This is a genomic window from Streptomyces sp. NPDC029122, from assembly GCF_055569445.1.
Map to the genome: position 1 here is coordinate 1 of NZ_JBVHWK010000021.1, position 14,016 is coordinate 14,016.

Annotated in this window: 11 protein-coding genes and 3 pseudogenes; 9 read left to right on the forward strand and 5 right to left on the reverse strand. The window is 71.3% G+C overall.

Features of this window, described 5'->3' with window-relative positions:
* The first annotated feature begins 21 nt into the window (after window positions 1-21).
* From ACZ4WZ_RS22940 to ACZ4WZ_RS22950, 3 genes are all read left to right on the forward strand, one after another.
* Entirely contained in the window at window positions 22-360 is a 339-nt protein-coding gene (locus ACZ4WZ_RS22940) for a helix-turn-helix domain-containing protein (RefSeq protein ID WP_467892973.1), read from the forward strand.
* A 159-nt stretch (window positions 361-519) separates the two neighbouring features.
* Window positions 520-1,221 (forward strand): hypothetical protein, encoded by a 702-nt coding sequence (locus ACZ4WZ_RS22945; protein WP_467892975.1) that lies wholly within the window; start codon window positions 520-522, stop codon window positions 1,219-1,221.
* A gap of 1,191 nt (window positions 1,222-2,412) precedes the next feature.
* Window positions 2,413-3,231: a lipase family protein gene (locus ACZ4WZ_RS22950; RefSeq protein ID WP_467892976.1), complete on the forward strand. Its 819-nt coding sequence runs from the start codon at window positions 2,413-2,415 to the stop codon at window positions 3,229-3,231.
* A 132-nt stretch (window positions 3,232-3,363) separates the two neighbouring features.
* Here the strand turns inward: ACZ4WZ_RS22950 and ACZ4WZ_RS22955 are convergent.
* Window positions 3,364-4,065, reverse strand: a pseudogene (locus ACZ4WZ_RS22955) (helicase associated domain-containing protein); the annotation flags it as partial.
* 12 nt (window positions 4,066-4,077) lie between these two features.
* Here ACZ4WZ_RS22955 and ACZ4WZ_RS22960 point away from each other — a divergent pair.
* A complete protein-coding gene (locus ACZ4WZ_RS22960) occupies window positions 4,078-4,365 on the forward strand; it encodes a DUF998 domain-containing protein (RefSeq protein ID WP_467892978.1) in 288 nt (95 codons plus the stop codon).
* Between the two features lie 11 nt (window positions 4,366-4,376).
* On the opposite strand, the gene ACZ4WZ_RS22965 is transcribed toward ACZ4WZ_RS22960, so the two are convergent.
* On the reverse strand, window positions 4,377-4,712 hold the full coding sequence (locus tag ACZ4WZ_RS22965) for a hypothetical protein (RefSeq protein WP_467892979.1): 336 nt from the start codon (window positions 4,710-4,712) through the stop codon (window positions 4,377-4,379).
* Window positions 4,713-5,516: 804 nt separating this feature from the next.
* Between ACZ4WZ_RS22965 and ACZ4WZ_RS22970 the strand changes: the two genes are divergently transcribed.
* The gene (locus ACZ4WZ_RS22970) at window positions 5,517-6,398 is read left to right on the forward strand and encodes a helix-turn-helix domain-containing protein (RefSeq protein ID WP_467892980.1); all 882 of its coding nucleotides are present in this window, start codon (window positions 5,517-5,519) and stop codon (window positions 6,396-6,398) included.
* Window positions 6,399-7,223: 825 nt separating this feature from the next.
* On the opposite strand, the gene ACZ4WZ_RS22975 is transcribed toward ACZ4WZ_RS22970, so the two are convergent.
* Window positions 7,224-7,508, reverse strand: coding sequence for a chaplin (locus ACZ4WZ_RS22975; protein ID WP_467892208.1), 285 nt, complete (start codon window positions 7,506-7,508; stop codon window positions 7,224-7,226).
* A 257-nt stretch (window positions 7,509-7,765) separates the two neighbouring features.
* On the opposite strand from ACZ4WZ_RS22975, the pseudogene ACZ4WZ_RS22980 reads away from it, so the two are divergent.
* Window positions 7,766-8,015: pseudogene (locus ACZ4WZ_RS22980) on the forward strand (helicase associated domain-containing protein); the annotation flags it as partial.
* Between the two features lie 177 nt (window positions 8,016-8,192).
* Window positions 8,193-8,642: a spore-associated protein gene (locus tag ACZ4WZ_RS22985; protein ID WP_427708856.1), complete on the forward strand. Its 450-nt coding sequence runs from the start codon at window positions 8,193-8,195 to the stop codon at window positions 8,640-8,642.
* Window positions 8,643-8,830: 188 nt separating this feature from the next.
* On the opposite strand, the pseudogene ACZ4WZ_RS22990 reads toward ACZ4WZ_RS22985, so the two are convergent.
* Window positions 8,831-8,962, reverse strand: a pseudogene (locus ACZ4WZ_RS22990) (DUF4158 domain-containing protein); the annotation flags it as partial.
* Between the two features lie 172 nt (window positions 8,963-9,134).
* Window positions 9,135-10,502, reverse strand: coding sequence for a serine/threonine-protein kinase (locus tag ACZ4WZ_RS22995; RefSeq protein ID WP_467892981.1), 1,368 nt, complete (start codon window positions 10,500-10,502; stop codon window positions 9,135-9,137).
* Between the two features lie 321 nt (window positions 10,503-10,823).
* Here ACZ4WZ_RS22995 and ACZ4WZ_RS23000 point away from each other — a divergent pair, with 321 nt between their 5' ends.
* Together ACZ4WZ_RS23000 and ACZ4WZ_RS23005 are read left to right on the forward strand one after the other, a co-directional pair.
* Window positions 10,824-11,474, forward strand: coding sequence for a TOPRIM nucleotidyl transferase/hydrolase domain-containing protein (locus ACZ4WZ_RS23000; RefSeq protein ID WP_467892983.1), 651 nt, complete (start codon window positions 10,824-10,826; stop codon window positions 11,472-11,474).
* Window positions 11,475-11,543: 69 nt separating this feature from the next.
* A complete protein-coding gene (locus ACZ4WZ_RS23005) occupies window positions 11,544-14,006 on the forward strand; it encodes a protein kinase domain-containing protein (RefSeq protein WP_467893168.1) in 2,463 nt (820 codons plus the stop codon).
* Window positions 14,007-14,016: the final 10 nt, after the last annotated feature.

Genomic DNA, 14,016 nt, shown 5'->3' on the forward strand with positions numbered 1-14,016 from the left:
TGCGTTCCACAGAGAGGTGCAATGACAGCAGACGACTCCTACGGCCGTCTCGACGACGACGACTACCCCGCCTACACCATGGGCCGGGCCGCCGACATGCTCGGCACCACACCGAACTTCCTCCGCGCCCTGGGCGAAGCCCGCCTCATCACCCCCCTGCGCTCCGAGGGCGGACACCGCCGCTACTCCCGCTACCAGCTGCGCATCGCCGCTCGGGCCCGGGAACTCGTCGGTCAGGGCACCCCTATCGAGGCGGCCTGCCGCATCGTCGTCCTCGAGGACCAGCTCGAAGAAGCCCAGCGCATCAACGCCGAGTACCGCTGCGACGCTGAAGCGGCCAACCCGCCAACAGCAGCCTGAAACGGTGGCGCGCCCGCCGGATACCGGCGGGCCCGCGCACGCGCATCGGCTCCGAGCGGGAGACGGCCCTGCTGGTCAGCCTCCGGGCCTGGCCCCTGCTCGCCGTCCGCATGGCCGGCATTGCCCGCGGCCTTGTCGAGCGTGAAGGCAGCGGGGACGATGAAGGTGACGGTTTCTGGCGGCCGGCGGGTGGGGGCACGGGTGTTGGCCGAGGAGTTCGGATATGCGGTGTCGCCGGGCCCGGCAGGCCAGATGCCCGGTGTGATGGAGAAGGTCGTTGGGGGCGACAGGCATTGGCGTAAACTCCGCCGCACCAACGCCGTGTTCGCCAGCCTCGTGTCGGCAGGCGTCTGCGGCGCGCTCTTCAGCGCAGTGCCGGGGATCGCCGTGTTCGCGGCCGTGGCGGTGGGGATCTGCGTGGGCGTCGCCGTGTGGCCCTCCGGACTGCCAGCCCGCCGCCGCGAGGCTGTGGAGATGGTCCGCAGTCGCCCGTGGCAGGTGTGGCCGTGCCGGCTGGCGGCAGTGGGCGGTGACGCGTCCTCGCTGATGGTTGCTGCCGATGTCCTACTGCTGGCGCCGGACCGGAGCGCGGCCGCTGCGCTGCGGGGCTTCATGCCGCGGTCGCACTGGCTTGCCATAGCGGACGGACGCGGACTGCTCTGGTTCTGCGGCGACCTGCGCGTCGGTGGCTGGATTGCGCGACCTGCCGACATCGTGGGTTCGCTGACCTGGATGGACAAGGTCGATGTGCCGGTCCGGGTCCGCCCTGTGGAGTTGACACCCCGTGAAATCGCTTTGGAAGATATCGCGATTCAGGCCGCCACCAGCGAGCCGGCCTGGAGCTTCCTCTTTGACCTGTAGCCGTCCCAGCTGACGATCTCCGACGCTGTACGTCGTGCCGCCCAGAAACCGCGCCAGGGCGAGGAGGCCGGGCTCGCCGAGGGCGAGGAGAAGCTCGCCCCGGGCTGGGCCGCCGCCGCGCTGCGCCCGCCGCGCGACGACCGGGTGCCGGCCAACCCATGGCCCTCCTCGACCAGCGCGGTGTCGACGTCGCCGGGTTCCCCGCTTGAGCAGGTTGGCGGCGATGCCCTGGCGCGGGCGTGTTCGGCGACGGCCAGGCCGTGGATCTTGGCGACAACAGGCTCAGGGCCATGGCCATGGCCCTGGCTGCCGGGTAGCCGTTGTTCATGGCCATGTCGATGGGGGTGCCGGGGGCGGTGGCGGAGAGCACGCCGACGGTGCGGTCCAGAAGACGCGACACCACTGAGGCGGTCGTTGGCGCGATCACGGGCACCCTTGCCCGCCCGCAGCTTCTCGTTCTCGGCCTCCGTGACGCGCACGGCCGGCTGACGGGCGTGCGCTTCGCGGCCACATGGGGGTCCCGCGACGTCCTGGACGCGGTCCTGGTCCGCCCGGAGGTGGTGGCGGAGATCAGAGCGGACCGGGCGACCGACCGGGGCGGCGCCTACCAGCACCCGGTCCGGTTCGAGCGGCTCCGCTGGACGTGGGGCGGAGAGGCGCGCCCTGCTGGAGATCCGGTTCACCGACCACGCCCGGCCGCCCCGCGGAGACCGGGCCCTGCGTGCGGGCCAACGGCGAAACTGCGCTGTCCGCAGTACAGGCACGGACAACAGCTCCGCGAGAACGCCGAACGCTGACCGGGGGCGGCGGACCGGTCCAGGACGAGAGCGTCAGTACCGCACTTCTCCTGCGCCAGCGGCCATGCGAGGTGGCGGGTTGCTGCCAGCGGCCCGGCGTCGCTCGAGGCCTGAACCAGCGGTGCTTGCGGCTATCTAGGTGAGGGGGAATCGTTCCTTCGTTCGGGCCGGACGATGTCTGCGCTGACCGCACCCTGTCTGTCGCTACCGTCACCCCGACACCCGCCCCTCTCCCCGCAGGCAGCATCTCCCGGTGGTCGTAAGGTCCTTCCCACTCGGAGCCCCGCTGGCCGGGCAGATCCGATCGCGATGTCCGTCCGACGTTCGCCCCGGACACCGGACGTCAGGACGGCGCTGCGGGACGGGGCGCAAACGTGAACCGCGAAGGAGTGCCATGGCCCCGGCGACGATCGACCACACTGCCCGCAAGCACAGCCCGCTACTCGCTTACACGATGGTGCAGGCCGCAGCTCTCGCCTACAAGGACGAGCCAACGATCGAGAAGACCGCCAGGGAGTGGGGTTTCGATCGCGTCCGTCACCACCAGACCCGGTTCACGCCGCCGTTCCCGCTGCAGGACACCCAGGCGTACACGATCGCCAGCGACAAAATGATCATTACCGGGTTCCGGGGGACCGAACCGGCGCAGATCAAGGACTGGCTCTCCGACGCCACCACCCCGCCCCACCCGGGCCCCGGCAAGACCGGCTACGTCCACTACGGCTTCGGGCAGGCCCTGGACTCCATCTACCCCACGGTCAAGGACGCCCTCGCCGACCTCCTGGACAATGACCAGAGCATCTGGTTCACCGGACACAGCCTTGGCGGGGCCCTGGCCATGCTGGCCGGCTGCCGCATGTATCTGGAAGCCCCGCACCTGCAGGCTGACGGCATCTACACCTACGGCCAGCCCCGAACCTGCGACCGCCTCCTGGCCACGGCTTGCAACAAGGGCTTCAAGGACCGCCTGCACCGCTACGTCAACAACAACGACATCATCCCTCAGCTCCCTCCAGAGCCGGCGTACACCCATATGGACACACTGCACTACATCGACTCCAGCGGCCGTGTCCGCTCCAGCATGCCGCTGATGGGCGCGCTCACCGACCGGGTCAAGGGCGCAACCGCCGACCTCCTCGCCCCGGCCAGCGACGCTTTGCGCGACCACCCGATCAAGCACTACGTGGCCGCCATGGAGAAGAACCTCACCTGATCCTCCAGGCGCACGTGCACGACCGCTCACCTGCGCCGTGCGGGACACCGTGGGCCCGGGCGGCCGCAGGGGTGCTTGTCCGGAACCTGTTTTCTGCGCCGGGCGGGTCGCTGGCGCAGGACCGGTTCCGGGACCTGGTGGCCGCCGCCGGGCAGCTCCCGCATCCCGCGCGACCCACTGCGTGAGGGCCTTCAGGCCCCGCTGGAATGCCTGCTGCGCCTTGCTCGGCCCCCTCCCGCCCCCGCGGCTGGCCGCGCGGGGGCGGGAGGGGGCGGCTGGCCGGGTCGTATGCCGAGCTTGGTCAGCCGCTTCTGCTGTTCGGGCAGGAGTCGCGTCCAGGTGGCCGGCTGCTTCTGCTGCTGGAGCCACTGTCCGATGCCGTTGCTGTCCATGAGCACGCCGGGGGCGATGTCGGGCAGGACGCCGTCGGCGTCGACCAGGTCGGCCAGGACGCGTTGGCGGCGCTGCCAGTCGAGTGGCCAGGGGCAGTTGCAGTCCTTGTCGATCGCGGCGAGCTGCGCAGCCCGCGTGGCCGCGACGTCCTCGTTCTTCCCGAGCCCGTTCTCGGCGCCCTTGCGGCGGAGGTTGGCCATGTGTTGTCCGATGGGCACCATCTCGTCGTCCTCGCCCCACACGGCGTCCTGTCGCTGCGCGAGGTGCCTGGTGGCCCGCCGGTACGACCTCAGGACGGCGAGCTTGTTCTCCCATGCCTCTTGACCGGGTTCCCACACCATTCCGGTCTCGGGGGGCGTCCAGCAGGGTTTTGCGCCGGTCCTCGAGTTCCCTGGCGCGCAGGGCCTCGCGCTGCTGGTGGACCCACCGTCCGAGGGGGAAGCCGTACACGGGTTGCACGCGATCGCCGCGGGACGGTTCGTCATGGACCCGGTCGACGGCTTCCCCACAGGCGCCCCCGACGCGGAGTCCGCCGCGCTCACGTGGCACAGCTGCGCCCACTTCGCCGCGGGATCGGTCACCTTCACCTCGCTGATCGCCGCCTGCTACGTGCTGGGCCGTCACTTCGGCCACGTCGGTCACCGCGGCTACGCCATCGCCTCCCGCGTCGCCGGAACCGCGCCCCGTACTGAACGGCCATCGACGCGGGACGTGTGCAGCTCGAGCTGCGTGGCCACGTAGCCGTGGATCGCTCAGCCGCTGGTCTGCCAGCGCCAGGTCCCACCTGTGCAGACGAGCGTCGAGCCGCCGTCCCGCACATGGAGAAGGTCCTGTGTGTCATCCCACGTCATCCGGACCTCGCCGTACGGCTCACCATGCAGGACCCGCTTCCACAATGAGCCTGCCGGAGGCTCCGGCGTACGGAACTCCAGCGAGCGCACGTCCTCCAGCACCAGAGTCACCGGGCCCAGCGGACGATACGACTCGGTCGGCGACTCGACATACCCGCCGGCGAACACGAGCTCCGCCCGGAGGGTCTCGCCCGAAGGCAGTACCGTGAGCCGGAATCCCTCCGACTCGATGTCCATCTCCCCGAGGCCCGGAATCCGCCAACCGGTGACCTCCCACCCGGCCAGTCCGGACTCCGCCTCGAGCAACGGTGTGCATGCATGCCACATGGGACAAGCATTCCACCCCGGGAAACAGCGGCTGCGGTGCACCGCCTCTCATCCCCGGCGACAGAGTCCGTCCGTGAGGTGCCGGGGCGTGTGCCCCCCCATCGGACCGGGCCGGCCACGAAGCCACTGTAGTCGCGGCGAATGGATGTGCATGGCTCCGGCGTTGGGGGCACCCCGGGCTCGTCAAGGGCATCGAGCCCTGCCCCTATTGCAGTCCCGAGAACACTCGGCATGACCGGCTGACGGCGGCGTCCAGGCGGCGGGTACGTTCGGAGGTAAGGGGTGCGGCCCTGGCCAACCGACCAGAACGTAGATCACTCCCCGCTCGCAGAGCCCGACTCGGGATGCAGCCTCCATGGCGCGGCTGTCGGCCACACGCTGCCCCGGCGTCTTGGCCCGGGCAGCAACCTCCTCGGTCGCCATACCCGTCACCACCCCGTGCGGGGACGCAATGGCACCCAGTCACGGGCGCCGCCCCCACCAGGGCACCAAGCAGTGCACCCGACCAGCTCAGTCCTTCGCTTCCAGACAGGTGGAAGGTCGTGGCATCCGGGTGAAATCTGCCCGGGCAGTGCACGCGGCTGCACTCGCGCGAGTTGACACTCGTCTACAGGGCCCGTTGATCATCACTGCGCGGCGGATGCGTTCGCCCGGGGCCCGGCCGCGGCAATTCCCGTGGCTGACAGTCAGTCCCGAGCCGGAGGTAGACCGCCCGTGGCGGTGAGCGGAAACCCGACCGTCAGACGACGCCGGCTGGGCGCGGAGCTGCGCCGGCTCCGCCTTGCCCGTGGCCTGACCAGTACGCAAGTGGCTGAACGCCTCTTGATCTCCCAGCCCAAGATCAGCCACTTGGAGAACGGCCGCCGTGCCATCAAGCCCCGCGATGTGCGGGACCTGTGCGCCCTCTACGGAGTCACCGACCCGCAGGTCGTCGACGCGTTGAGCCAGATGGCCACGGAAGCGGACCGGCAGGGCTGGTGGGTCGCCTGCGGCGAGGTCCCGTACGCCGCCTACATCGGCCTGGAGACGGAAGCTTCCTCTATCCGCTCCTACGAGCCCCTGCTGATCCCCGGCCTGCTGCAAACGCCCGCCTACGCCCGGGCTGTCATCGAGGAAACCATCCCTCAAGCGACGCCTGAGCAGATCGCCTTGCGCCATGAGGTCCGGCTGCGCCGCCAGTCCCGGGCCCACCACCCGGCCCGCCCCTTCCGCCTATGGGTCGTGCTGGACGAATCCGCCCTGCGCCGCGTCGTCGGCAGCCGGCAGGTCATAGGTGAACAGCTCCAGCACCTGAACCGTCTCGGCGCGCAGCCGCACATCACGGTGCAGGTCCTCCCACACGACGCGGGAGCCCATCCGGGCATCTCGGGACAGTTCTCCATCCTCGACTTCCCAGACGCCGCCGCGGGGACGGTGTATCTGGAACGGTTCACCAGCGACCTCTACCTGGAGAAACGATCCGACGTGCAGCACTACAGCGTCATGTACGAACACCTCCAGGCCCAGGCCCTGAACCCGGAGCACACCCGCCACTTCATCACCACCCGCGCCGCCCAGGAGCTGACGGCCGCCGCATCGCTGCCCGGCCGGCGGTGACCACCACAGCCGGAGGTCACTGCGTCGCGTACAGGCGCGCGCGCAGGTACAGCAGGGCGGCGGTGTCCGCAGCGGCGGCCAGGTCGGCAGCAGGGTACGGATGGCCGCGTCGTCGCCGTCGCGGACCGCCTGGAGGACCTGCTCAACCGTCTCGCATATGGACGGATCCATGCCGGCCGGACCGGCCGGAGCCGAGGCCGAACGGTCCGGCAGCCTCGCCCGGCCCGGCGCCCGCCGGGGAACCTGGCACTGCCCTCACGTCATCCCCTAACCGATCGCCCGCCTCAAGTCGCTGCCCACACGACAGGCCGGCGAAACCGGCACGCTCGCGTGCACCGGTAGCCCCGCCAGCGCGGAGAGCACGGTGCCAGATGCTGACGCGGGAGAGGGATCCGCGGGGCCGGGTTCTCATGGAAGGGGCAGTGTCAGCGTCGGGCGTCAACGCTAGCCTCCGCGTTTCACACAGGATGCCGAACTCTGTGGTTGTGCTGCGGGGCGCTGGCCGGCCGCGGATGTGGTCGGGCGCAGTCCGCGCCGATAAGGCGTGCGCGGGCGAGGCCCGGTGACCAGAGCGCTCTGGCGGCAGTAACACCGGGCCGCCGCACGCGACAGAGGTCCGGCACGCGGACCGGGAGGAGCGGAACCCGCTCCGCGTGGCCTGGCTCGGCTGGTCGGCTGGCTGCACGAGCTGGCCCCGCCATCAGAACGGCCTCCCCTTGGAGGACGAGGGGAGGCCGTTCTACCGGCTGTGCGCTGCGGCTGGTTCAGATGACGGTGCTGGATGTTCCGGGGCGACGAGCGCGCCGGGTCCAGGCCCTGGTGCTGTCAGTGCTTGCCGTGGTGGTCGGCCTTGTGGTGCCCGTCGGAGCCGCCGTTGTTGATGCAGGTGTTGCCGAAGGCGGGGTTGAGGATGCCGACGATGTTGACGGTGTTGCCGCAGACGTTGACCGGGATGTGGATGGGCACCTGGACGACGTTGCCGGACAGGACACCCGGAGAGCCGATGGCAGCGCCCTCTGCCGTGGCGTCGGCGGCGGCCATGCCGGCCCCGCCTGCCAGGACGGCACCAGTGGCGGCGGTAACGGCTACGGCCTTGGCAATACGGGACATCAAGATCTCCTTGAACTCACTCTGCCGCAGGGAGGTACGGCACGGACGACGACCCCCACAACGGCCGCAGGCGCCCGCCCGTCACGGACGATGGGCCGAACCGGTGAACTCGAGAAGCATCCGTCCAGCCTGACCCAGGCCACGACCGCCGAGCCGGCATCCGCGCCGCCATCGCCTTGCGGGCCTGGCTGCGCGGGCAGGACGTCGAACTCGCGCGATGCACCCACGGCTGGGCATCCATCCCGTCTAGGCTCGGAAAGGCGTTTCCCCTCGGGCGGTGGGTGCACCAGCAGCGCAAAGCCCTGCGGGCCGGGGAGCTCGAGGACCGGCGCCAAACCCTGCTGGACGCGCCGGAGGCCGGGATGGTCTGGGAGCCGGGTGAGGAGGCGTGGGAGGCCGAGCGCCGCGCTCCGGTCGTACCGGCGGACCACCGGCCACCTCACACCCCGGCAGGAGGCAGTATGGGGCGAGGACGACGAGATGGTGCCTGTCGGGCAGTCCATCGCGGCAGGGCCGAGCGGGTGCGGCTCCCCGGGTGCGGCTGTCGGAGGCCGTCCGTCGGCCGGCGGGCGGGGTGGTCAGGCGGCACGGTCACATCTTTTGCGGGCGATGCGCAACCGTTCCGCCGTCCTGCATGTCACACCATGCAGGAGCGACCAACTCCAATGACCAGCAGGGGGAAACATGAGGTTCACCCGTTCCGTCGTCACCACCACCGCATTCGCAGCCCTGGCGCTGGGGGCCACGACCGCGCTGGCGGCGCCCGCCACCGCCGCGCCCAACACCACGCCGCAGAAGGTCTGCGGAAGCGCCTACAAGACCGTGAACTCGGCCGCCATCGGCTCGCTGGGCACCGTCTACCTGACGTACAACGCCTCGAACGGCAAGAACTGCGTCGCGACCATCCGCAACAACCCCGGTGCGGCCGTGGACATGGCCCTCTGGATCGAAGTCCCCGAAACTTGGGAGCGGGGCGAGGACTACGGCCGGTACACGTCGTACGCGGGCCCGGCCTACGTGTACGGCAAGGGCCACTGCGTCGACTGGGGCGGGGGCATCAGCAACGTGCACGTGCAGGTGTACAACTCCAACTGTGGCGCGCGCAAGGAGCACCGGGTCACCGAGGTCCGCTGACCCGAGCTCCTCCCGACCGCGACTGTGCCGGCGTGCGGTCGTCGGGGGCAGGACCGACGGCCCGGCGGCCGCGCGGAGCCGCCGTGGTCCGGCTCGCTCCGGCAGACTCGCCGAGTTCTGCCGGGGCGAGGGCGCGTCCGGCCTCCTCCCTCGGGTGCGCGGCCGTCCGGTCGGCGTGTCGCCGCAACACGGACCACCGTCTCCGGGACCACGGACAGGTCCTCGGTGGGGAACACCCCGAGCATCCGTACGCAGCCCCACTGCACCGCCCACCCCAGCCGGTGCGCCGGCGCCCGCTTCGACCGCGCCGCCTCCAGCGCCTGCGCGCCGAGCTGTGGCGGTAGCTCGCGACGCCCCGCCTTGGCGAGCGTGACAGCATGCGGTCATGCGGCCCGCACCCACATGGCCGCTACGCGATCACCGCGATGTACTCGCCCACGTTCGGCCTGAACCAAGCCGGTCCGGGCGGGGCTTCTGCCATGAGCTCACCGTCTACTGATCGCGGACCGGGATCTTCCACCACATCAGCCACGCTCCGGTGCCCATGATCAGGGCGTTGAGCAGGATGGGCACCACCCCGGCATAGCCGGGTCCGCCCAACGCCCGCGACCCGGCGAACAGCATCAGGTCGAGCAGCACGGCATACCCCCAGACGACCGCCGGACGCAGACGGGGCCGGGGGAAGGCGTTCAGGCACGCGATCACGAGCATGGCGAGGAGGCCGATGGCAGTGATGCCCTTCATGTTCCACGGCAGCAGGAATCCGATGGCCGCCAACCAGGCGAAGCACCCCACCAGCCGGAGCCACCTCGCCTGGTTCGGGCGCATCCCCGTCCGCGACGGCCGCGGACCGCTTGACGCCGAGGCCGCGGGTGCGCCGGGGGTGTGTTCCGGCGGGCCGGGCAAGGCCGCCGCGCTCACGGTGAGGGCATCGGGCGCAGGCCCGTGGCCGGGCGGGGTGGCAACGGGTACGGGCCCGGCGCCGGCGCGTGTCCGGCCGGGTCGTTGAGCGGCCGCCGCCGGGGAGGGCCCTGGTGTGAAGGCGGGGGCGGCACCGGGGTCGACCTGCGTCGGGAACGTGGGCTGTGCAGGGTGGGACGGAAGCGTCGCGCCGCCCAGTACCCCAAGCAGCCCCATTCGCGCCTTTGCCGCGTCCGCGCGGGTTTGTGGGTCCTTCGTCAGGAGCCTGGCGAGCAAGGGGCCCAGGACGCCGGCCCGTTGGGGCGGGCGCGGCTCCTCGGTAGCCACGGCGATGCACAGCGCCGTGAAAGTCTCCGCGCTGAACGGAGGCTGCCCCTCCACCGCGCTGTAGAGCGTCGCGCCGAGCGCCCAGAGATCCGTCGCCGGCTCGGGAGGCCTGCCTACCAGTTGCTCGGGGGCCATGTACGCCGGTGTACCGATGATGGTGCCCGTGTGGGTGAGCGACATGGTGGCGTCCGCCATGTGCGCGATGCCGAAGTCCGTGAGGATCACCCGGTCGTCCATGAGGAGGACGTTGTCGGGCTTGAGGTCGCGGTGGACGATGCCCGCCGCGTGGGCGCGTTCGAGTGCCTCCAGTATGGCGACGCCGATCTCCGCGACCCGCCTCACCGGCAGGCCCCCGTCGCGCGCGATGGCTGTGGCGAGCGAGACCCCGGTGACGAACTCCATGACGATGACCGGTGCACCCGCGTGCTCGACCACGTCGTGCACAGTGATGATCCCAGGGTGGTTGAGCCGCGCGGCGGCGCGCGCCTCGCGCATCACGCGCTGGAGGAGTACCTCGCGCTGTTCGGCGGTGATGCCCTGGGGCAGCAGCACCTCCTTGACAGCGACCTCTCGCCCGAGGGTCTCGTCCAGGCCCCGCCAGACCTGGCCCATACTCCCCGGCCGATCAACTCCTGGAGCCGGTAACGGCCCCCGATCAGCACCTCGTCCGCTTCAGCCACGTGGCTCACCCTAGGACAAGGGGACGGGTGGAGTGCCGTCATCAGTGCGGAAGTCACCTCCCTCACTAGCGGTGATTCCGCCGGAGAAACCGGCCCCGGGCGACACACTCCTGTTCTTCACCGACGCCCGGCCGAACCGGACGGCCGACGTCCGGCCAGGCACCGATAGCCGCATCTTCCGCACCCGCGTGAGCGTCCCCGGGGGCGGGGAAAATGCGTGCCGGCCCGCCCCGGGGTGCAGCAGAATCACCGCATGACAGACAGAGGAGTGTTCCGGAACGCGGTAGCAGACTGGGCCGCGGGCGGCCCCGGCGGGCAAGCCGGGGAGCTGGCCGCGGAACTGGGGGTCGCGGCGGTGGTGCTGGTCGAAGGGCCCAGCGACCTCGCCGCCGTCGAGACCCTGGCGGCACGCCTGGACCGGGACCTGGCCGCTGAGGGCGTCTGCGTCATCTCCATGGGCGGAGCGATGAACATCGGCCGCTACGCCCGGCTCCTGGGCCCGCCCGGACTCGGACTGCGCATCACCGGGCTGTGCGACGAGCAGGAGCAGCCGTTCTACGACCGCGCCCTCCGCCAGGCCGGCGCCCCGGCCCACGACGTCTTCGTCTGTGTGAAGGACCTCGAAGAAGAACTCATCCGCGCGCTGGGCGTGCCCGGGGTGGAAGAGATCATCGAGGCCGAGGGCGACCTCGTCCCGTGGCAGACGTTCATCCACCAGCCCGCACAACGCGGCCGCGACCCGCACCACCGGATGCGGCGCTTCCTCGGCACGAAGAAGGGCCGCAAGATCCGCTACGGTCACCTCCTCACCCAGGCCCTCGACCTCGACCTCGTTCCCGCGCCCCTCGACGCCCTGCTCACCACCCTGCGCCACGCGGAAGGCGCCGAACGCGGGATACGTTGACCCGTCGCGGTGACCGATGGGTTGCGCGACCGCGCGCAGGCGGCAGTGGCGGCTGACGGGCCACCGACGGTGGGGGCAGCCACCCCAGCCGCACCACCTGAAGGAATCCCCCTCCCGGTCCGTCACCCTCCGCAAGGCCCTACGGCTGAGGCCCGGCAGCGGCTACGCTCGTCTGCCGGGGAGCGATGGGGGGCTTCGGCTTTGGGTGAGGAACAGGCGGAAGGCGGGGCGGCCGGGTCCGCGGCACGCCGCGTCGGGCCGTACGTACTCCAGCGATTACTCGGGGAAGGGGGCATGGGGCGGGTCTACCTGGCTCGGCTCGCGAGCGCGCCCGACGGTCCCCCGGCCGCGCTGAAGGTCGTCCGGGACGAGCTGGCGCGCGATCCTGAGTTCGCTGCCCGGTTCCGGCGTGAGGTCGCCGCCGCGCGGGCGGTCGTCAGCGACCACGTCGTGCCGCTCGTCGACGCCGACACCGAGGCCGCCCCACCGTGGCTCGCGACCGCCTTCGTGCCCGGTCCAACGCTCGAGGAAGCGGTCACACGGTCGGGGCCACTGCCCCAGGAACAGCTGTACCAGCTCGCCCGGGCCGTGACGGGAGCCCTGGTCGACATCCACGCCGCAGGCCTCGTCCACCGGGACCTCAAACCCTCCAACGTGCTGCTTGACCCGCGCACCGGCCCCCAGGTGATCGACCTGGGCATCGCACGGGCGATGGAGGGGACGCGGCTGACGCGGACCGGCCTCGTGGTCGGCACGGCCGGTTTCATGGCCCCGGAGCAGTTGAAGGGGACCGGGGCGGCGCATCCGTCCGGCGACGTGTTCTCGCTCGGCGCACTACTCGCGTACGCCGCCACCGGCAGGCCTCCGTTCGGAGTGGGACCCGCGCACCGGGTCGGCTACCGGACGATGACGGAGGAACCGGATCTGGAAGGGGTGCCGGCCGGCCTGCGTCCCCTGCTGGTCTCCTGTCTCGCCAAGGAGCCCTCCGAGCGGCCGGCTCCACAGCAGGTGAGGGACGCCCTCGCGGGCCCTTCCGCGGGCCAGGCCACGCGTCCGGCGCAGGTGGTGCGCCCCGCCCGTCGGCCCGCCCGGCGCCGTTTGCTCCGCATCGGCGCGCTGATCGCCGTCGCCGTGGCCGGCGGTCTCACCGCCGTTGCCCTCGCACTGCGCGACGACTCCCCCGGCACCGACGCGCGTGACCCGTCGCCATCCGGTGCCTCGCCTTCGGTTCCGCCGCTCGCCGCGCCCGTCGGCGCTCTCGGTCCGGCCGCACCCGTCGGCGTCTGGACGTCCGCCTGGCAGGACACGATCATCTGGCAGGAGGAGAACGGGGCCGAATACGAGAAGGCGACGGCGGACGGCAACCAGTACGCCTCCGAGGTGTGGCTCACCGACGCGGTGCTGGTCCGGGTCCGGCCCACCGGAGTGGAGGGGCTGTCTCCGGACACCGGCCGGGTCCTTTGGACGCTCAAGCCGCCGACACCCGGAACGGTCCCGTGCGCGGCATCCCGTACGGCTCCCGGTGGCATCGGGGCGGTGCTCTTCGGAGCGGTCGAGGAGGGCGACGTCCCGCGCCCCAGCAGCGCCGCGTGCAACCGCGTCGTCGCCGTGGACACGGCCAGGGGTGCGGTGCTGTGGGAACGCTCCCGGCCGGGTGAGCCCGGTGTGTCGTTCGGTGTCGACTCGGACGTCGTGGGCGTCGCCGCGGACCGTGTCATCGTCAAGACCGGTGACGGGATGCAGGCCTGGCGGCTGCGCGACGGGGCGCCGGCCTGGTCGCACGCGGGTCGGCAGGACACCTGTCACCTGGACGCCATGGCGGTCGGCCAGTCCAGCCTCGTCGAGGCGCTGACCTGCCCCGCGGCAGAGGGTTCCCAGTACAAAGCCCGCCCCACCACCATCCGTTCGGTGAACGCCGTCGACGGCAGCGTCCGCTGGACCTCCGCGATACCGGGCGACGTGCCCGCTACCCACATCGAGACGGCCGAGCCTCCCGCCCTGAGCCTGGCGGGGCCACCGGGCAGCGGCGGACCGCTCCTCGTCTTCGACAACTCCGGCAGGCCCGCCCCTCAACTGCGCGAGGCGCAGCCCCTCGGCACCCTCGGTTCCTCGTCGCGCAACCGCATCCAGCTGTCGCCGACGGTCCACGGGTGGCGCGACACCGTGATCACGCTCACCGCGCGCGACTCCATCAGCGGGACGGGAGGGGACGAGGTCGTCGCCATCGACTCCCGCACGGGGAAGATCCGCTGGCACCGTCCGGCGCCCCTCGGCACGGACCCGGTGATCGCAGGAGTCGACGAGCGGGGCGTTCTCGTCGTCCACGAGAACACCCAGGGTGCGACCACCCTGGTGCGGTACGCCGTGGACGACGGCGTGCCCTCGGCCGCCGGCTCGCTTCCCGTACTGCCGGACGGTGCGGCGTTCAGCGCCGTCCGCGCCCACGGAAGCCGTATCGCCCTGCTGACGGACCGGAACAACCTGCTGACGAAGGGTCTGATGATGTTCCGTGCCCCGGACGGTCCGCGGTGAACGCGGGTAC